Raw genomic sequence first — 19,061 nt, 5'->3', positions numbered from 1 at the left:
CATGCCCGAGATTAGAGACAGTTCCACGAATTTGTCCAATGTCACTCAAGCCCACGAAGTCCCGTCCAACCAGGAGTTCTATCTGATTGGTATCGGCGGGGCCGGCATGAGCGTTCTCGCGCTACTGCTGCATGACCTGGGGTATCACGTGTCAGGTTCCGATCAGGTACAGGCCGATACACTGGGTCAGCTACGCGAGGCGGGCATCACCATTTTTGTGGGGCATCGGGAAGAACAGGTCCCCGCTAACGCTATTGTGGTGGTGACTTCAGCGGTGCATGAGGACAATCCCGAAGCGGCTCGTGCACAGGCTCTGGGCTTAGAAATCTGGCACCGTTCCCAGGCTTTAGATTTTTGCACCCGTTCTCACGATTTGGTGGCGGTGGCTGGGGCGCACGGTAAAACCAGCACGTCATCCATGATTGCCCACGCCCTGCTGAAAATCGGGGCGAATCCTTCATTTGCTATCGGGGGAGTCATCGCCGAGCTGGATACCGGCGCGCGTTTGGGATCGGGTTCCGCCTTTGTCATCGAGGCTGATGAATCCGACGGGTCTTTCCTGAACTATTCCCCCGCGGTGGAAGTCATCACCAATATAGAGCCTGACCACCTCGATCACTGGGGTAGCGCGGCGGCGTTCGAGCAGGCTTTCGTGGATTTCACGGGTCGGTTGCGCGAGGGCGGTGCGCTGGTGCTGTGCGCCGATGATGCCGGGGTCAAGCGGCTTGCCGCGCAGGTCTTAGCGCAGCGCGACGATGGTGGGCCGCGGGTTATTTCCTACGGTTTCGGAGTTCCCTTGGCCGGCGACGTGGTAGTTCAGTTAAGTGAGCCAGAGCTGGGGCCGGGCCAAGGACATTGCCAAGTCAGCGTTACCGATGCCGGTCAGCAGGTATTTCACGGTCAACTCAAGTTGCGGATTGGGGGCCAGCACATGCTGCTGAACGCGGGCGGGGCGCTGGGTGCCGCCTATGCCCTAGGCGTGGACTTGCCCCAGTTCATCACCGCGTTGGGGACTTTTTCGGGAGCCAGCCGCCGGATGCAGCGAGTCGGTGAACGCGATGGCGTGCGCATCTACGATGATTACGGGCACCATCCGACTGAAATCGCGGCCACTCTGCAGGCGGCCCGTGACTTAGCCGGTAGTGGCCGGCTGCTGGTGTGTTTCCAGCCGCATCTGTATTCCCGGACCTACCACAATGTTGACGCTTTTGCCCAGGTTTTTGCCGCCGTGGACGACCTGACCGTGTGCTCGGTTTATGCCGCCCGCGAAGCGCCGATTCCCGGAGTAAACGGCAACATCATCACCGAGCGCCTCAATCAGGGAACCTACGTGGCGGATATGTACGCGGCGGGACTGCGCGCATTTCACGCCGCACGTCCCGGCGACCTCCTGCTGTTCTTGGGGGCGGGCTCTATCACCCACGTGGGCCACGCTATCGCCGCGGGACATGACTATGCCTCGGTGGAACAGGCCGCCCAGGCGAAAGAGAGTCAGGCGTGAAACCGCCTCCCCGCCCCACCCTTGGGAAGTCCACAGAGAGCCACGACGCCGGTCGGGGGCGACACCGTCGACCCGTAGTCGACCCCAAAAGCGTTGACCTCGACAAGGACTCTCCGCGCCGCCCTCGTGACCGTGCCGACGCGACTGATACGGCGAACTCCGAAACGAGTCAACCGAAAACGAAATCGAAAAAGCTCACCCCGGCTCAACTCGATAAACAGGAACGTGACGAAAAGAAGGCCATCAAGAAAACCCAGAAGCGGGCTGCGAAAGCAAACCGTGAAGCCGTGAAAGCGGCCCAAAAGGTTTCTCAGCGCAAACACCATCCAAAAACGTCCCCCGCTGACGGTTCGCGCTACGAGGCGAGTTCCCCTTGGGATTCGCTGCGGGTGGCAAGCGTAGACAATACGCTGCTGGACCGGTTGGAGGAACAGGAGTTCATTCGCCGCCATCGGCTGCGGCTGCGGATTTCCAGTCTGATTGGGGTGTTGGCGGGAGTCCTCATCGTTTTGTACGTCGTGTTTTTTTCACCGCTGTTCACCTACCAGCTCGCACAGTGCCATGTCACGGGCGCGCGGAACGTAGACATTAAACAGGTTTGCCAAGCCACTCAGAGCTTCGAGGGGCGCTCTATCACCAGTTTGGCTACGGCGGGAGTGGCGAAGGCGGTGCTGCAGGAAGTCAGTGCCCTAAAGGATGCACAAGTCAAGCCCGCGTGGCCGCACGGGTTAGAGATTCACGTGGTGGAGCGCGTTCCGGTAGCCACCGTACGGCAAAACGGCAAAGTTGTGGGGGTGGACCGGTCCGGAGTGATTCTGGAGATTGCCCCTGGTGACGTGGCGGGGCTGCCGCAGCTGGACGTCGATATGGAAAAGCTCGGTGGGCAAACCCGCAAGCTGGTTGATGCGGCCTTGATTGCTTTTGGGGATATGCCTGAGGATTTGCGCTCCATGATTGCCTCGGTGACTTCCGACGACCCCGCTCAGTTGCAGTTTAAACTGCGTGACGGCCGAGCCCTGGTGTGGGGCAATTCGCGTGACTCGGTAGAAAAAGCCCAGGTAGCTAAACTTTTGTTTACGGTACAGGGTGTGAAAGTTGTAGACGTATCCAACCCGGAACGTCCCTCGACCCGCTAAGCGCAAGTGCGGGCTTTTGCCGGGTGAACAGCGTTCGCGATGGTGATTAGTCCGGGAGGGTGAGCGCGGAGAGCGCCGCCAAGTTGGGTCGCGATAGACGCACATCAGCAGCGGCTTGCAAGGCAGGTTTTGCCAGGTAGGCAACTCCCAATCCGGCCGCACGCACCATTTTCAGGTCGTTAGCCCCGTCTCCCATCGCCACGCAGCTCTCCACGCCGATTCCGAGTTCGGAGGCCCAGGAACGCAGGCAGGTTTCCTTAGTTTCAGCGGTGACAATGTCGCCCTCCGGCTCGCCGGTCAGCTGACCGTTGGCTACCTCGAAACTGTTTGCCTTGACAAAATCCAGCCCGATATCTGTGGCGTGCGGCGCTACCAGTTCTCTAAAACCACCGGAAACTACCCCGACTTTCACGCCGCGGCGATGAAAAGCCGACACCATTTGTGCCGCTCCTGGCGAAAAGTGGTAGTCCTGGCGCACCTGGTCCAAAACGCTGACCGAAAGCCCTCTGAGGGTTTCCATACGGCGTCGCAGGGACTGGGCAAAGTCGAGTTCCCCGCGCATGGCGGCAGCGGTGATGGCGGCGACTTCCTCCTGCGTACCGGCGTGAGCAGCCACCAGGTCGATGCCTTCCCCGGTAAACAGCGTAGAATCCCCGTCCAAAACCACCAGGGCGGGACCGTGCTGGGCCATTGCCCCTACCGTTATAGCTACAGACAGGCCCTCTGAGTCCAGGTCAGGCTCTAAAGCGCGGGTCCACGCGGCTCTCTGTTCACGAGTCGTGGGGGGTGCGGCGGGAACGTAGAGGGACACCCGGCTTAGCCCCTCTGACGAAGACCGGGTGGGGAGCGCGGTAGGGCTCAGTCCGGTTGCACGAACTACCGCGGACAAAAATGCCGCAGGCGTTACGCCCGCAGAGTCCCCCTCCCATACGCAGGTAAAGCGCAGGGGTAGCGTAGGTTCTGTCATGGGCTAGTGTTCGACGCGGGTATCTTTGGGGACGACCGTAATTCCGGAATCGGTCACCAGGAAACCGCGCGCCCGGTCTTGTTCGATGTCAACGCCGATAGTGACGCCGTCGCCAACGTAAACGTTCTTGTCCAAGATAGCCCGGTCGACTTTCGCGTGCCGCGCCAGCACCACGCCGTTCATCAAGACCGAGTCCGTCACTTCGGACCAAGAGTTCAGCCGGACTCCCGGGGAGAGAATCGAGTGAACACAACGGGCTCCGGAAATAATCGTGCCGCTGGAAACGAAAGAGTCGATAGCGTGTCCCATGCGCGAGTCGTCCCCATAGACGAACTTCGCGGGGGGTAGTTCGCCGTCCAAATTCGTCATAATCGGCCACTTCGGGTTGTAGAGGTTAAAGACGGGGTGAACCGCGATGAGGTCCATAGAGGCCTCATAGTAGGCATCGATAGTACCGACGTCACGCCAGTAATCCCGGTCCCGTTCGGTCGAGCCGGGGATTTCATTGCGGATAAAGTCGTAACAGTGAGCCTCCCCGCGAGACACAAAATACGGCACGATGTCCCCGCCCATATCGTGATGTGAATCCTCGTTTTGTGAATCCAGCCGCAGCGCATCGAGCAGGGCATCAGTATTGAACACATAGTTGCCCATCGACGCCAGTACCTGATTCGGGGCGTCGGGCAGCCCGACCGCGTCTTGGGGCTTTTCCCGGAAAGCTGCGATTTTACCCGTTGCGTCAGCTTCAATGACTCCGAAAGAAGATGCCAAGCTGAGCGGTTGACGGATTCCGGCCACGGTGGCGGGCAGACCGGACGCGATGTGTTCGTTCACCATCTGCGAGAAGTCCATCCGATAAATGTTGTCCGCGCCGATAATCAGCACGTAGTCGGGGCGCTCATCACTGATGATGTTCTCAGATTGGAAGATTGCGTCTGCCGAACCCATGTACCAGTGCTTTCCGGTGCGCTGCTGAGCCGGAACCGGTGCCACATAGTTGCCCAGAATGTGTGACATATGCCAAGCCGTGGCGATGTGTCGGTCCAGAGAATGGGACTTGTACTGGGTCAGGACGATGACGCGATGATAACCGGAGTTGACCACGTTCGATAGTGCGAAGTCAATCAGGCGGTAGTGTCCGCCGAAAGGTACCGCGGGTTTGGCGCGGTCTTCAGTGAGAGGCATCAGGCGTTTGCCTTCGCCGCCAGCAAGAATAATTGTCAAAACTTTTGGTAGAGCCACACATTAACCCTAAAAGTTTTTTTTAGCTTTTGTGGGGCTTTTGGGGCATCTTTCACCTGCGAATGGGATAAGTTAGAAGTGCAATCGCGGTTCGCTGGCCAGGGGTTTTTTCGAGGACGTTACGAACCGGGTTGTCCAGGGTACATTTTGTGTTGAAGCGAGGTTGCCATGCGTGTTGATTTAATGAGTCGGGAATACCCTCCGAAAGTTTACGGGGGTGCTGGGGTTCACGTCACTGAACTTGCCAAGGTTTTGCGTCAGCGGGCAGAAGTGAGGGTGCACTGTTTTGAGGGTCCGCGTGCCGCGGGTACGGAAGGCGGCGAGCCGGGGGTCACCGGTTACGACTATCTGGAGGGACTGGCTGACGCGAACGCTGCTATCCGCACTTTGGGAGTGGATTTAGAGTTTGTGGCTGGTGCCGAAGGTGCTGACGTGGTACATTCCCACACGTGGTACGCCAATATGGGTGGGCATTGGGCTTCCCTGATGTATGACATTCCGCACGTTATTTCCGCGCATTCCTTGGAACCGCTGCGTCCGTGGAAAGCTGAACAGCTGGGCGGGGGATACCGGATTTCCTCCTGGGCGGAAAAAACCGCTTACGAAGCCGCGGACGCCATCGTGGCGGTGTCTCGCGCCATGAAAGACGATATTCTGCGTTGCTATCCCACTATCGACCCTGACCGCGTCCACGTCATTCATAACGGCATTGACCTAGCAACCTGGGATTTCTCCAATATCACCCCCGAATTCCGCAGCCAGGTCTGGGCGGACTACGGACTGACAGAAGGGGCTCCCACGATAACTTTCGTCGGGCGTATTACCCGTCAAAAGGGCCTGCCCTACCTGCTGCGAGCCCTGCGCGACGTACCTCGTGACGCCCAAATCGTCTTGTGTGCGGGAGCTCCCGACACCCCGGAGATTATGGCGGAAGTCGAAAGCCTAGTGCGCGACCTGCAGCAGGAGCGTCCGGGTGTGGTGTGGATTGCGGACATGCTGGACCGCGCCCACATGATTGCCCTGTTGACCGGCTCAACCCTGTTTGTGACCCCCTCGATTTACGAACCGCTGGGAATCGTGAACCTAGAGGCCATGGCCTGCGGCTTGCCCGTAGTCGCCACCGACACCGGGGGCATTCCCGACGTGGTCGTCGATGGGGAAACCGGCTTTTTGGTGCCCATTGAACAGGTCAATGATGGTACTGGTAAGCCTCTGCGTCCCGAAGAGTTCGAGCAGGCGATGGCCCAGCGCATTACCGAGATGCTTGCAGACCCGTCTCGGGCTCAGGCGATGGGTGAGGCTGGACGCAAACGCGCCCAAGAACATTTCACCTGGGAGGCCATTGGGGATAAAACCGTGGCGTTGTACGAAAAAGTCATCGCCCAGCGTCACAATTAACCCAAAACCCTCAGCTGCGGATAGGAAAGAACAGTATGACTTTGGTCGCCCGGTGTGACAACGTCGAATTGTGGCGCGATTCCACCTCCATTTTGCAGGGACTCAATTGGCAGATTCACCTGGGACAGCATTGGGTGGTGCTGGGTCCTAACGGGGCAGGTAAGACCACGCTGGTTGATATGCTGGCGGGGCGGATTTACCCCTCGCGCGGACGGGTCGAAGTTTTGGACGAAGTCTTGGGGAAAACCGAAATCGCCGAGATTCGTCAGCGGGTGGGGTATGCCTCCCCAGCCCTAGCGGCGCAGATTCCTCCGCAGGAAACCGTGGAAAAGGCCGTGTTGTCTTCCATTTGGGGGGTGACGGCCTCCTGGCGGGAGAGCTACGAACCCGTTGACCTGCAGCGCGCCCAAGCCCTGATGGGTATGTTTGAAGTGGCTGACCTGAAAGACCGCGAGTTCGCCACCTTGAGCCAGGGCGAAAAACAGCGCGTTTTGGTGGCGCGGGCTCTCATGATTGACCCGGAGATGCTGATTTTGGACGAACCGGCGGCTGCCCTGGATCTCGGCGGGCGCGAGCTGCTGCTGAGCGGGTTGGCGGAACTGGCTCGTGACCCGAAAAGCCCGGTTATGGTCATGGTCACTCATCACCTGGAAGAGATTCCCCCCGGCTTTACCCACGCGCTGGCCCTTAAGGAGGGCCGCATATTCGCCTCGGGACCGCTAGAAAACGTGCTGACCAGTGCGACTTTGAGCGCCATGTACGGCCTGAACCTTGAGATAACCCACACGGAACAGGGCCGTTACACCGCCAGAATGAAACTTTAGACCAGGAACTGTGAGCCTCCGGGAAACCGCCGGAACGGACAATGGAAGGGAGAAATCGTGGATTCTCGCCAAGAAGACGTGATTCGCCAGGTGGGGGAACGTGACGTGAAGTATGTGCGCCTCATGTTCACCGATGTGTTGGGCGTATTGAAATCCGTCACAATCGCGCCGGTAGAACTGGAACGAGCCTTTACAGAAGGGGTGGCTTTCGATGGTTCCTCCGTGGAAGGCTTCACCCGCGTGGCGGAATCGGATATGCTGCTTTTCCCTGATGCTCAAACGTTCCAGATTATGCCCCAGCTTGCTGACATTCCGCAGGACACGATTGGTCGAATGTTCTGTGACGTGTACAACCCGGACGGGACCCGCTCCCACTCCGACCCCCGCTACGTGCTGGAACGCACCATGAAACGGGCGCAGTCGCTGGGATTCGTACCTTATGCACACCCCGAAATCGAGTTTTACCTGTTCAAACAGCCCGGCAGTCTGGAGGAGCGCCTGCGGCCAGTGGACCGGGGTGGTTACTTCGATCACGTTTCGGCAGGGCCGGGCAACGCGTTTCGCCGGTGGGCGGTGCAGATGCTGGAAGAGTACGGTATTTCGGTCGAGTTTTCCCATCACGAGGGGGGCCCCGGACAAAACGAAATCGACTTGCGTTCCGTAGACGCCCTGTCTTGTGCGGATAATCTGGTGACCACGCGTGAAGCGGTAGAGGACCTGGCCGAAGTGAAAGGTCTGCTGGCGACGTTTATGCCGAAACCGGATATTGATTTTCCCGGTAACGGAATGCACGTGCATTTTTCGCTGTGGGAGGGCGACCAAAACGCGTTCTATGATCCCGCTGCGGCCGACCACCTGTCTATTGTAGGACGCCAGTTCACCGCCGGTTTGTTGCATTATGCCAAGGAAATCTCGGCTATTGTCAATCAGCACGTGAACTCGTACAAGCGGCTGTGGGGCGGAGATGAGGCGCCGGCTTTCGTGTGCTGGGGTCACCACAATCCCTCCGCTCTGATTCGTGTGGCAGATCACAAGCCCGGTCTGCACACTTACACCAGGGTCGAGTACCGGGCTCCTGACCCCGCGATGAATCCGTATCTGGGGTTTGCCTTGATTATCGAGGCGGGTTTGAAAGGGATTGAACAGCGCCTGGAACTGCCCGAAGAAGCCGAAGACAACGTGTGGGAGATGAGCGACGCCGAACGGAAAGCCTACGGCATCGAGGCGCTGCCGCGCTCTTTGGAAGACGCGATTCGCCACCTGCAGGCCTCCGAGTTGGTGCCGGCGGTTCTGGGTGAAGAAGTCTTTGATTACGTTTTGCGCACCCGGCTGGCAGAGTGGATCGAATACCGCCACCAGGTGACAGAACAAGAGAAACGCTTGCTGCTGCATCTGCATTAGCCAATGCCGAAGGTTCCTGCCTCAGTTGGTGGTGGGACTGCGGTGCTGAAAGGGTAAAGAATGGCTCGAGAGTATTCCGAGACGGTGGCACTGTTGACCTCCGGGGTGGAAGACGTCGGGCGCACCAAGACCCTTTTGACCGCCATTATGCAGGCAGCCCCCCAGATTGAGATCCCGAGACTCATCGAGAACTTGGGCCAGACCGCGGACCCCGACCTGGTGCTGCTGAGCCTGAATCGGATTTTTTCCGAAGACGCCCGCCACCCGTCAGGCATTACCGCGACGCTGAGCGCCCGCCAAATCGGAAACCGCACGCTGCGCCTCCTGGGCGCCTCCGAATTCTTTGCCAGCTACCTGGTAACCCACCCGGCGGCCCTTGTGCCCCTGGAGCAGCAGCCCGAACCGGAAACTTACCTCACACGGCTACTGAACGCGGTGGGAGCAAAGAACCTGGGAAGCGACGAAAACCCGTGCTGGGTCGCTGACCCGCAAGCCCACGACATGGAGCTACGCCGGGTTTACTACGCGCTGCTGGCGCAGTTGGCGGCCGAGGACTTGGCTCACACCGGAACGGCTGGGGCTAAAGCCGAGTTTCAGGCGACCTCCCGGCGTATTAGCGACCTGGTCGACGCGGCTTTGGAGGCCAGTTTGGCCCTGGCTCGCCGCGACCACGATCCGGAGGGCCAGATTGCTTTCACCGTTGTGGCGATGGGGAAAACCGGGGCGCGGGAACTGAACTATATTTCTGACGTTGATGTCATTTACGTGGGACAAGCCCGGGACGGCGCCGACCTGGATAGCGCCGAGGCGAACCGGCGTGCCACCACGATGGCGCAGGCACTCGGCTCCTATTGCTCCGCGACCGGCCCGGAACCGGCGCTGTGGGTGCTGGACACCGCGTTGCGCCCCGAAGGCAAGGACGGCGCCCTGGTTCGTACCTTGGAGTCTCACCTGGACTATTACCAACGTTGGGCGAAAACTTGGGAGTTTCAGGCGCTGCTGAAAGCGCGTCCGGCCGCGGGGGACCGTGAACTGGGCGCCCGCTACTTGAGCACCATACGTCCTTTTGTGTGGTCCGCGGTGGAACGCGAAGGCTTTGTGGAAGATACGCGTGCTATGCGCCGGCGGGTGGAAAAGTTGCTGGATCCAAAGAAAGCCGGACGCGAAATCAAGCTCGGCGCCGGGGGGCTGCGTGACGTGGAGTTTACCGTGCAGCTGCTGCAGTTGGTTCACGGCCGGGTCGATGAGAGCCTGCGGGTGCGTGCGACCCTGGACGCTTTGCAAGCCCTCATCGCCGGCGGTTACATCGGCCGCGAGCAGGGCGAAGAAATGGCGGACTATTACCGTTTCTTGCGGGTCATTGAGCACCGCACCCAGCTGGACCGAATGCGCCGTACCCACCTGTTCCCCCAGGACGCCCAGCTGCGCAGGGTCGCGCGTTCCATCGATGTGACGCGGTTTTCTGAGGGGGAGAAGCTGACCCAGGCTTGGCAGGAAGTGCGTCAAAAGGTTCGGGGACTGCACGAAGAAATCTATTATCGCCCGCTGCTGCCCGCGATGGCGAAACTATCGGCGGGGGTAGCGGCCTTGGACAGCGCCGCCGCGCAGTCCCGGCTGCAAGCTATCGGATACCGCGATTCCAAACGAGCCTTGGAACACATCGAGGCTTTGACCACCGGGGTGAGTCGGAGGGCCGCGATTCAACGCCAGCTGTTGCCGGTGTTGCTGGATTGGCTGGCCGATGGGGTGGATCCGGACGGCGGTTTGTTGGCTTTCCGGCAAGTGTCTGACGCATTGGGGGACACGCATTGGTATCTGGGTTTGCTGCGCGATTCAGGTACGGCCGCCCGGAGTTTGACCCGGCTGCTGTCGTCTTCACCGCTGGTGGCGGGGTTGTTGCCCGCTAATCCCGATGCTATTAAGTGGCTTGACGATGAGTCGCAGTTGCGCGGGCGGACTCGCGAGGAGCTGGAGCGTGAAATCCTGGCGTCTTTTGAGCGCCAACCCGATCTGGACAAGCAAGCCGTGCGGCTGCGAGCGGTGCGGGGTCGGGAGCTGTTGCGGGCGGCTATGGTGGACGTGCTGCAAGGCATTGACCCGCTGCGAACTGCTCAGCGTTTGACCGATGTTGGTGAAGCGGTCCTCGCCGGGGCTCTCGATTTGGCGTTGCGAAAGCTCAACGTGCAGCAGCCCCCGACTGCTCCTGGTCACCAGGATGGTGGGGAGCCGCAGTCCTCGCAGGTTGCGCCTGCGACTCTCGCGACGCCCTCGACGCGCGCCCTAGCGTCCGGGGGGTATTATGCCGACCACTTAGTTGTGGGGATGGGTCGGTTCGGCGGCGGTGAATCCGGCTACGCTTCGGACGCCGACGTGGTGTTTTACTATCGTCCCTGGCGAGAGCCGGGCAATCCGGCGGCGGGGTATTTGCCGACCGCGCCGGTGGCGGAATCCCCGGCAGCGGGTACAGAGACCGACCCCGCGGCGTCAGAAATTCGCAAACGAGCTGCTGCGGAAGCGGCGAGCTTGGTTAATGCCGTCAGCTCAATCTTGAACGGAGCCCAAGCTGGGGCCTGGCGCGTCGACACTGATTTACGTCCCGAGGGTCGCTCCGGGCCGGTGTCCAAGGACTTGGGGCTGCTGGAGGATTATTTTGCCCGGTGGGCTAGCGCTTGGGAGCGTCAGGCTCTGCTGCGGGCTCGTCCCGTGGTGGGTTCGCCGGCCTTGCGCACGGATTTTGCTGCGATAGTGGATCCGGTGCGGTTTGACACCCCGCCGGAGGCGAAAGAGCTGAAAGAAATCCGTCGCTTGAAAGCCCGCATGGAGGCCGAACGGATTGGCGGAGGACAGGTCAGCGGTGCGGGCAAGACCGCAGCGGCGGTCCGCCATGTCAAGCTGGGTCCTGGGGGATTATCTGATGTGGAATGGTCGGTACAATTGTTGCAGATGTGCCATGCCAGTGACGTGCCGGGGTTGCGCTGTGTGTCTACCGGAGACGCCCTGCGGTCGGCTGTGAGCGCGGGGCTGATTCCCGCCCCGGACGCGGAAAAGCTGCGCACCGCGTGGATGATGGCCATGTCGATTCGCGCCGCCAATGTGTTGGGTTCGGGACGGACTACCGGGAAAAAGCTCGACGTGCTGCCCGTCGATCGCCTCTTGGTGACCACCGCGGCGCTGCTGGGCTATGCGGAGGGCGCTCACCAGGACTTGACCGACGACTGGATGCGCACCGCGCGCTTGGCTCGCGGGGTAGTGGAGCAGATTTTTTACGATTAACCTGCCCTTCACGGCGACCCGAGAACCATCTGGTACACCCTGTTGAGAGCCAATCAGCAAAAAAAGCCTGGGACAGGAAAACGCGCTAAGGTGGGATGGGTACAGAAAGGAACAACGTTGCGACTGGTATTGATTCGTCATGGGCAAACCGACTCCAACCTCTCGGGGGCTTTGGATACGGCTTGGCCGGGGCGTCCTTTAAACGCCACGGGGCGCGAGCAGGCGGCGGCTTTGGTCGATAAATATCACCAGCTAGTGGGGGCGGCTCCACAGCGTTTGGCCAGCTCTTTTATCCTCCGGGCGCGCCAAACTGCCGAACCGTTGGCTCAAGAATTTGGTCTTCCCGTACAGGTAGACCCCGATTTGCGCGAAGTGCGAGCCGGACTGCTGGAAATGTCCACGACCCAACAGGACACCAGAGAATACCTCTATACCGCTATCGACTGGGGGACCGGCAACCTTGACCGGTCGATGCCCGGAGCGGAAACCGGGGTCCAAACTTTGGCGCGCTTCGACCGGGGTATTGCGCGGCTGTGCGCCGGCTTGGAGGACGATCCGCAGGCCACTGTGGTGGTCATCATCCACGGCGCGATTATGCGCGTGTGGGGTGCAAACCGCATTGAGGGCCTGACCCTTGATCTGCTATCGCAGTTCCCCTGCCAAAACTGCTCCCTCACAATGGCCACCGGCAGCCCGACCGCCGGTTGGAAAGCCGAGCTGTGGTCGGATCGTAAAGTGGAGGATTGGCCGGTGGTGCCCGGAGCTCAGCCGCGCACCTCCAAAGAAGCCCGCGAACAACTGGAAGCCGTGCTGTTCAGCTGAGCTCACCGGCCAGTATCAACGACACGACACCGCCTCGGAAACCTGCAGGACAGAAGACCTTAGAACCGTGAATACCCTAACCAAGTTGATAATTATTCAGGCCGTTATCCTGGTGATTCAGATTATCCTGTACTTCGGCTCGGAGCGTTTTCAGCACGTGTTTCATAATCCTCAACGCCGGCTGGATCAGCATATCCCGCGCATTCCCGCTTTTGTCTATCCGTATGTACTGTGGTTTCCGCTCATCGTAATATTCCCGATTGGGTTGTACTATTTTTCACCAGGCAACTGGGTGGCGCTCCAGATAGCGTGGATATTTTGCGTGGTCATCTCGGTTATAGCCTACCTGGCGTATCCCACGACTTTTCAGCGTGAAAAGCTGGGGCAGGGCAGGACCGAGCGTGTGTTAGCGCTGGTCTACAAGACGAGTTATCGCGGGGTCAATTGCGCCCCCAGCCTGCACTGTTCCACGTCGATGATGATTGCTTTCGTGGCTGTGGTGACCAATCAAATGCCCTGGTGGCTACGAGTCATTTCGGTGCTGGTGTCCCTGGCCATTATCCTGGCTACCCAGTTCACCAAGCAACACGTGCTGCTGGATTTGCTGACAGCTATTCCGGTTGCAGCGGTTTCCTTGTCAATAGGTTTCCCGCTCGCGTTTTCGGGTGCGGGCGCGTCAATCTTGGGTTGGCTCGGGCTGGCATTCTGAACCGTCGGTTCATTTTTTGAAAGTGCGTAAAAATGGCTCAAACGCGGCCTCAGCCACGCCGCCTACCAACGTCCCGACGGGGTAATTTTCGTCCCCGTCACAGCTCTAAAACCCTAGAGCACTTTCGAGACGAACTCGCGGGTGCGGGCCTCGCGGGGATTATCCAAAACCTCGGCGGGACTGCCGATTTCCATGATTTGTCCCTCGTCCATGAAAGCCAGGGTGTGACCGACTTCGCGGGCGAAACCGATTTCGTGGGTCACCACCATCATGGTCATGCCGTCGCGAGCCAAATCTTTCATGACCTGCAGTACTTCTCCGACCAGTTCGGGGTCAAGGGCGGAGGTCGGTTCGTCGAACAGCATCAGTTCGGGGTCCATCGCCAAAGCGCGGGCAATCGCCACCCGCTGCTGCTGGCCGCCGGACAGCTGAGACGGGTAGTGCTCCATTCGGTCGCCCAGACCGACCCGATCGAGCAACTGCTTGGCCTGTTCGGTGGCTTCGTCCCGGGACTTCCGCAAAACGTGGACAGGGGCTTCCATGACGTTTTCAAGGGCGGTCTTGTGAGGAAACAGGTTGAAACGCTGGAATACCATGCCGATGCGTTCCCGTTGGGCGGATACGACTTTATCGGGTAGTTCGCGCAGGACCGTGTTCCGTTCCGTCAAAGCGCCGGTTTTCAGATACCACGAGCGTCTCCGACCCGGTAGCGGGGCCTTTTCCTCGGACATACCCAACAGTTGACCGTCCAAGTAAATCCGTCCCGAAGTGATGGTTTCCAGCTGGTTAATACAGCGCAAAACTGTAGATTTACCCGAACCGGAGGGTCCAATGAGAACGCACACCTCGCCCTTGTGAATGTCTAAGTCAATGCCTTTCAACACGTGCAGGTGACCGAAGTACTTGTGGACATTGCGCAAAGCCACCATGGTGCCTGCCACATCAGCGGGGGCGGGAATGAGTTCCCCCGGATGCAAATCCGGGAAAGCATCGACGATACCCCCGAGGTCTGCAGTGTCCAGAGGACTGTTCGTCATCAGGTCGTTACTCAAGATTTCACATCCAATAGCGTTTTCGTTTCCGTGGCTGCGCTCAAGGTTTTGTTGCGCGGCGAGGTGGCGGCTTGTTGAGTGTTGAAGCCCTTGCCAAAGTATTTCTCAAGGTAGTATTGGCCCACCATCAGGATTGAGGTGATGAGCAGGTACCAGATGGCGGCGCAAATCATCATCGGCACCGGCATGAAAGTCAGGCGTCCGAGGTTTTGGGCCTGGAAGTTTAGCTCCAAGGTAAACGGCACCACCGAGACTAGGGAAGTCGTTTTCAGCATGGAAATCGTTTCGTTGCCGGTGGGCGGGACAATGACGCGCATGGCTTGGGGAATGATGATGCGGCGCAAAATCATGCCGCGTTTCATGCCCAGTGCGGTCGCCGCCTCCCACTGTCCGGGATTGACCGAGTTCAACCCGGCGCGCACGATTTCAGCCAGGTAGGCGCCCTCGTTCAAGCCCAGTCCCAGCATGGCTGACCAGAACATGTTTAGCACCAGCTTCGTTTCCACCGCAAACAGTTGAGGTCCGAAAGGAATCCCCAGGGTAATCATCGGGTAGAGCGTCGGCAGCAAGCCCCAAAAAATCAACTGGGTGTAGATTGGGGTGCCGCGGAAGAACCAGATATAGAACCAGGCAACGCCTTTCAGTACCGGGTTCGGAGACTGGCGCATGACCGCCATGGTAATAGCGAGGGTGACGCCGATAGTCATTGCTCCTACCGTCAGCGCCAGGGTGAAACCGATACCTTTAATCAAGTTCGGGTGCGTCAAGTATGCCCACACCATTTCCCAGTGGTAGTTGGGGTTGGTAAAAAGGGAGTTGACCAGTCCTAACACCACCAGTGCGACCACCGCCACGCTGACCCACCTGCCCAAACGGAACACCGGTCGGGGGTGATTGAATTCTAGGTTGTCTTCGCTCATGCGTTTTCTTCCTTCGATTCGTTTACTTTGTGCAGTCTCACCGATGCGGTTTTCGTTCAGAAGCCCGGGGCGGAAAGTGCGACGTCACAAGGTTGGGGCTGCCGGTCTACTTTCCTACGGAAGTTTTCAGTTCCACCGCGTCGTACAGGCCAGCGCCAGCGCCGTAGTTATCCATAATTTCGCGCAGTTTGCCCGAGGCCAGCAGGGAATCCATCGCTGCTTTGATTGCGGCGGACAGCTGTTGATTTTTGTTGTCCACCACAATCCCGATGGGGCTCGAATCCAGAATCTGGCCAATTTGCTCCATCTGGCCGCGGGTCTGTTTCACGTAATAGGTCGTGACCGGATCATCGGCGAGCATCGCCTGATACTGTCCCGAAATGACTTTCGGGAATACATTAGACAGCAGCTCTTCCTTTTGAATTACGACTGGCGGTTTGCCGCTGTCTTCGCACTGTTTGCTCATTTTCGGCAGCAGTTCCGTTTCCTGCAGCGTACCGGTCTGTACCCCGATGGTTTTGCCGCAAACGTCCTGGGGGTCGAAGCCCTGCGGGTTGCCTTTCGCCACCGCGAACAGGGAACCCATATCCATATAAGCCAGCATGTCGTAGTTAGCAACGCGTTCTGGCGTGACCGTAAACGACGACGCCCCCAAATCGTAAGTCGTACCAATCTTGGGCAGCAGCGCGCCAAACGCTTCGGTAGTGGTGGTGCCGTCCTCGAGACCCATTGTCAGGGCAATGGCTTTTACCATGTCCACTTCGTAGCCGGTGGGGGTAGTGCCGTCCTCCATCAAGAATTCCGCCGGGGCATAGCTGGTAGAAGCGCCGTTGCGCAGCACCCCGCGTTCCTTCACGTCGGCGGGAACCAGTTCCTCAACCTTGGGGTCGGGCTTAATCGTCGAAAAATCAAAAGCGGCGGTGGAATTGGATTGCGGATTAGCAACATCGTCGCTACCTGCGTTTCCGGTGGAAGCAGTGGAGCATCCGGCTAAGCCCAGAGATGCTGCAGCTAGAAGCATGGCAACGGTAAGACGACGCATGAGATTCTCCTTGTTGACGGTCGTGTAAACGAACTACCGGTATAAATTTACAGAGCCGTGCAATTTTATGCAAGTCTTAGCGCATAAAAATAGAGAAATTGCAATAATTTTTCATCCCGCATATCCGGGACAGCTGTGGAAAATTTTATCCGTACAAAGCGCGCCGATTAGGGCGAACCCGGTAGGGATCAATCCCTTTGGGGATGGGCAGCCCCTGATTGCGGTGAATCGCCAGCAGTCGTTTTTGCACCGCGGGAATCTCGTTTCGATTCAAAGCGCGTGGCGCTTTATACATGGCTTTCATCACGTGTTCCAAGCGAACCTGGCCGTCTTCAGTACCGCATTCCACGGCATGTACCGGCACCTGAGCAACGACCCGCGTGGTCTTTTTCATCTCATCGTTGAGCAGTTTGCTGGCGCGAGTGTGCGGTCCCTCACTGACCAGGAAAATCCCGCGAGGCCCTACGAAACGCCACACCAAGTCCTGATCCTTGTTAACCGCAACGGGCTCTTCCTCGGCAAACCAGGACCGGCGCAGCAGCTGGCGCAGCGCCCCGACACAGCCCTTCATGCCTTCAATCTGGCGCAGCATAGCCCGGGACAAAAACGCGGAAATCCAGGCCATCGGCACAACCATCAGCACTAGAACAATGGTGATTGCCCCCATAATCCAGTGCTTGCCCGCAATCATGTACCACACGGTCAAGGCTTCCGCCACGACCAGAGTCGCCAAAATCGCCCACACAATCCACGGGAAAGATCGCCTCACAATGGTGAAGGAGTCCTTTAAGTTTTGGAATATATTGCGTTTCTTCCCGGAGGTGTCGCCCCCGGTCGCGGTGTTGTTTTTCTTAGCCATCGCCTTTATCTTAGGGGATTTTTGCTCTCGGGGTAAACCGAGTTCTGCCGCCGTGTCCAAAGTTATCCACAGGTTTGAAAATGTCTGTTGATTTTAGTTGATGTCGTTAGATATATATTGAGCTATGGAACTTGTTGGCTATGTCTTATATGAACCGGTTGGGTTTGGTAAAAACGGTCCCATGTGGCGGGTGGTAGATGACCAGGGCGGAACCCACGCGCTGCAGCTGTTAGGCGGCACGCTGTCGGCTCAGCTGGAATCCCGGCTGCGGAAGTTGCGCAAGGTGTCGTGCCCGAACCTGCTGAAACTCCATGAGTTGCGCAAACTGACCGATGGCCGCTACGTGGCTATTTTTGAGTATCTGGACGGGCAAGACCTGGAAGTGTTGCGAGCGGGACGCGAGTTCAGTACGCCGCAGGTCAACTTCATCGCGCTGTCCCTGGCGCGGGGGTTGGCGGCGCTGCACGAGGTCGGTTTGAGTCACGGGGACGTTTCGGCGGCGAATCTCATGGTGACGGCACAAGGCCGGGTGGTCCTGGTGGATTTGCTCGGTGACGTGGGGACGACGCGGGCGTTTAGCGCGCCGGAGACGGAAGGGCTCACCTGGAGCGTCGCGGCGGGAGAATCCTCTGGACCGGCGGCGGTATCCGCCGTTGCTGCCGGAGGGTCTATGGCGGCGAATCAAGCCGGTGATGTGTATGCGATGGCGCAGGTGCTGCTGGCATTGGGGATGGACGCGGGTCTATTGAAAGCTGCGTTGAACCCGGTGGCGAGCGCGCGACCCAGCGCGGGGGAACTTGCCGAGGCGTGGGAGAGTCTGCCGTGCTGTGGCATTGACCTGCTGGGCGGGTCGGAGCTGATGGCGGCACGGATGCGGGCAGCGGGACGAGACGTTGCTACTGAACTGGTTTCGCGGCCGCGCCGTCCGGTGCCAGCGCGGCGCCAACGCCACGAAACTCGCCCGCCCAGCCCGATATTGCGCTGGGGACTGCCGGCTTTGGCGGGAGCGGCGCTGGCGCTGGGAGCGGTCTTGTTTCCGCGACTGGCAGAGCTTCCCAGCACAGCCCAAGCGTTGCCCGCACAGTCCGCAAAACCGAGCGCGGCGGCGCTTTTGACGGATAACACCTCGTCCGGCCCCGGTGCGATTCAAAAAGGCCGCTCCAACACGCCAAAATCGGCTCACCACACTGCTGCGTCCCCGCCCGATGCGACGACGCCCTCCGAAAGCCTCGCGGAACCGGCAACTCCCGCAGTCACGTCACTAGCTACACCACCGGCTGACCTGCTGCCTAATTCACAGGATAGTCAAGCGAAAACCCCGAACTTGCGCGATCCCATCACAGACGATGCTTCGGCCCAGGAAATCCTGCAGCTGTTGCTGACCAAACGCGATGCGGCCCTGACACGCCAGGACCGGGCGGCTTTAGAGAAACTCAGTGTCGAGGATTCGATAGCTGGGGCTGCCGACGCGAGTTTGCTGGCCGCTTTGCAAGCCAGCAAAGCCCAAATTGAGGGCTTGTCCACCGCGGTGAAGTCGGCGACTATAGTGGCGGGTAACAAAGGCGGCGCCGGCAAGAATACGCGTTCAGTGCGTTTGCAGGTGACTTTGACGCAAGGCGCTTACACCCAAATTGACCGTATCGGGAATCGCCACCAAATCGCGGCGATTCCCGATACGGAATCAGAGATTCTGTTATCCGGCAACCCGTGGAAGATTGCTTCGGTGATCCGACTCAATTGAGCTGGTTATTTCGTGAATCCGGCTCTAGCCCACGTAGGCCAGTACGGTGCCGACGTCTACGGTTTCGTCTTCGGTGACGACGATTTGGGTGATGGTGCCGGCTATGGGGGAGGGGATCTCGGTGTCGACTTTGTCGGTGGAGACTTCCAGGAGAGGTTCATCCAACGTGACAGT

General features: G+C 59.1%; 15 protein-coding genes and 1 pseudogene. 9 read left to right on the top strand and 7 right to left on the bottom strand.

The features are described from left to right. Position 1 precedes the first annotated feature (1 nt). Together murC and SPI05_RS01395 are read left to right on the top strand one after the other, a co-directional pair. Positions 2 to 1,501 (top strand): UDP-N-acetylmuramate--L-alanine ligase, encoded by a 1,500-nt coding sequence (murC, locus tag SPI05_RS01400; protein WP_321075466.1) that lies wholly within the window; start codon positions 2 to 4, stop codon positions 1,499 to 1,501. After that, on the top strand, positions 1,498 to 2,637 hold the full coding sequence (locus SPI05_RS01395; protein WP_321075464.1) for a cell division protein FtsQ/DivIB: 1,140 nt from the start codon (positions 1,498 to 1,500) through the stop codon (positions 2,635 to 2,637). The genes murC and SPI05_RS01395 overlap by 4 nt, the downstream gene beginning before the upstream one ends. 46 nt (positions 2,638 to 2,683) lie before the next feature. Here the strand turns inward: SPI05_RS01395 and serB are convergent, their stop codons facing one another. Together serB and glgC are read right to left on the bottom strand one after the other, a co-directional pair. Continuing rightward, positions 2,684 to 3,604, bottom strand: coding sequence for a phosphoserine phosphatase SerB (serB, locus tag SPI05_RS01390; protein WP_321075462.1), 921 nt, complete (start codon positions 3,602 to 3,604; stop codon positions 2,684 to 2,686). A gap of 3 nt (positions 3,605 to 3,607) precedes the next feature. After that, positions 3,608 to 4,846, bottom strand: coding sequence for a glucose-1-phosphate adenylyltransferase (gene glgC, locus SPI05_RS01385; protein ID WP_321075460.1), 1,239 nt, complete (start codon positions 4,844 to 4,846; stop codon positions 3,608 to 3,610). 168 nt (positions 4,847 to 5,014) lie between these two features. On the opposite strand from glgC, the gene glgA reads away from it, so the two are divergent. From glgA to SPI05_RS01355, 6 genes are all read left to right on the top strand, one after another. After that, positions 5,015 to 6,244, top strand: coding sequence for a glycogen synthase (gene glgA, locus SPI05_RS01380; RefSeq protein ID WP_321075458.1), 1,230 nt, complete (start codon positions 5,015 to 5,017; stop codon positions 6,242 to 6,244). Positions 6,245 to 6,279: 35 nt separating this feature from the next. Beyond that, a complete protein-coding gene (locus tag SPI05_RS01375; RefSeq protein ID WP_321075456.1) occupies positions 6,280 to 7,068 on the top strand; it encodes an ABC transporter ATP-binding protein in 789 nt (262 codons plus the stop codon). Between the two features lie 57 nt (positions 7,069 to 7,125). Continuing rightward, on the top strand, positions 7,126 to 8,469 hold the full coding sequence (locus tag SPI05_RS01370) for a glutamine synthetase family protein (RefSeq protein WP_321075454.1): 1,344 nt from the start codon (positions 7,126 to 7,128) through the stop codon (positions 8,467 to 8,469). A gap of 60 nt (positions 8,470 to 8,529) precedes the next feature. Beyond that, positions 8,530 to 11,742 (top strand): bifunctional [glutamine synthetase] adenylyltransferase/[glutamine synthetase]-adenylyl-L-tyrosine phosphorylase, encoded by a 3,213-nt coding sequence (locus tag SPI05_RS01365; protein ID WP_321075452.1) that lies wholly within the window; start codon positions 8,530 to 8,532, stop codon positions 11,740 to 11,742. 117 nt (positions 11,743 to 11,859) lie between these two features. After that, complete coding sequence (locus tag SPI05_RS01360) at positions 11,860 to 12,564, top strand: histidine phosphatase family protein (protein WP_321075450.1); 705 nt, start codon at positions 11,860 to 11,862, stop codon at positions 12,562 to 12,564. 67 nt (positions 12,565 to 12,631) lie between these two features. Next, positions 12,632 to 13,273: a serine/threonine protein phosphatase gene (locus tag SPI05_RS01355; RefSeq protein WP_321075448.1), complete on the top strand. Its 642-nt coding sequence runs from the start codon at positions 12,632 to 12,634 to the stop codon at positions 13,271 to 13,273. 113 nt (positions 13,274 to 13,386) lie between these two features. On the opposite strand, the gene SPI05_RS01350 is transcribed toward SPI05_RS01355, so the two are convergent. From SPI05_RS01350 to SPI05_RS01335, 4 genes are all read right to left on the bottom strand, one after another. Beyond that, on the bottom strand, positions 13,387 to 14,325 hold the full coding sequence (locus SPI05_RS01350; protein ID WP_321075446.1) for an amino acid ABC transporter ATP-binding protein: 939 nt from the start codon (positions 14,323 to 14,325) through the stop codon (positions 13,387 to 13,389). Further along, on the bottom strand, positions 14,322 to 15,245 hold the full coding sequence (locus SPI05_RS01345; RefSeq protein ID WP_321075444.1) for an amino acid ABC transporter permease: 924 nt from the start codon (positions 15,243 to 15,245) through the stop codon (positions 14,322 to 14,324). Before SPI05_RS01345 ends, SPI05_RS01350 begins: the two co-directional genes overlap by 4 nt. A gap of 106 nt (positions 15,246 to 15,351) precedes the next feature. Continuing rightward, complete coding sequence (locus SPI05_RS01340) at positions 15,352 to 16,287, bottom strand: transporter substrate-binding domain-containing protein (RefSeq protein ID WP_321075442.1); 936 nt, start codon at positions 16,285 to 16,287, stop codon at positions 15,352 to 15,354. A gap of 145 nt (positions 16,288 to 16,432) precedes the next feature. Next, complete coding sequence (locus tag SPI05_RS01335) at positions 16,433 to 17,146, bottom strand: DUF4191 domain-containing protein (RefSeq protein WP_295026951.1); 714 nt, start codon at positions 17,144 to 17,146, stop codon at positions 16,433 to 16,435. Between the two features lie 181 nt (positions 17,147 to 17,327). On the opposite strand from SPI05_RS01335, the gene SPI05_RS01330 reads away from it, so the two are divergent. Beyond that, positions 17,328 to 18,887, top strand: coding sequence for a protein kinase domain-containing protein (locus tag SPI05_RS01330; RefSeq protein WP_414601946.1), 1,560 nt, complete (start codon positions 17,328 to 17,330; stop codon positions 18,885 to 18,887). 27 nt (positions 18,888 to 18,914) lie between these two features. Here SPI05_RS01330 and SPI05_RS01325 read toward each other — a convergent pair. After that, positions 18,915 to 19,061: pseudogene (locus SPI05_RS01325) on the bottom strand (biotin/lipoyl-containing protein); the annotation flags it as partial.

Source organism: Mobiluncus sp. (assembly GCF_034180645.1).
In the GTDB taxonomy this organism is placed as follows: domain Bacteria; phylum Actinomycetota; class Actinomycetes; order Actinomycetales; family Actinomycetaceae; genus Mobiluncus.
The sequence above is the reverse complement of the archived record's forward strand: the minus strand, read 5'-3'. Positions and strand labels throughout refer to the sequence as shown.

Coding starts and splice junctions, on each gene's coding strand:
- murC (WP_321075466.1), top strand. CDS start 2: ATGCCCGAGATTAGAGACAGTTCCACGAATTTGTCCAATGTCACTCAA.
- SPI05_RS01365 (WP_321075452.1), top strand. CDS start 8,530: ATGGCTCGAGAGTATTCCGAGACGGTGGCACTGTTGACCTCCGGGGTG.
- SPI05_RS01330 (WP_414601946.1), top strand. CDS start 17,328: ATGTGGCGGGTGGTAGATGACCAGGGCGGAACCCACGCGCTGCAGCTG.
- glgA (WP_321075458.1), top strand. CDS start 5,015: ATGCGTGTTGATTTAATGAGTCGGGAATACCCTCCGAAAGTTTACGGG.
- SPI05_RS01345 (WP_321075444.1), bottom strand. CDS start 15,245: ATGAGCGAAGACAACCTAGAATTCAATCACCCCCGACCGGTGTTCCGT.
- SPI05_RS01375 (WP_321075456.1), top strand. CDS start 6,280: ATGACTTTGGTCGCCCGGTGTGACAACGTCGAATTGTGGCGCGATTCC.
- serB (WP_321075462.1), bottom strand. CDS start 3,604: ATGACAGAACCTACGCTACCCCTGCGCTTTACCTGCGTATGGGAGGGG.
- SPI05_RS01335 (WP_295026951.1), bottom strand. CDS start 17,146: ATGGCTAAGAAAAACAACACCGCGACCGGGGGCGACACCTCCGGGAAG.
- SPI05_RS01340 (WP_321075442.1), bottom strand. CDS start 16,287: ATGCGTCGTCTTACCGTTGCCATGCTTCTAGCTGCAGCATCTCTGGGC.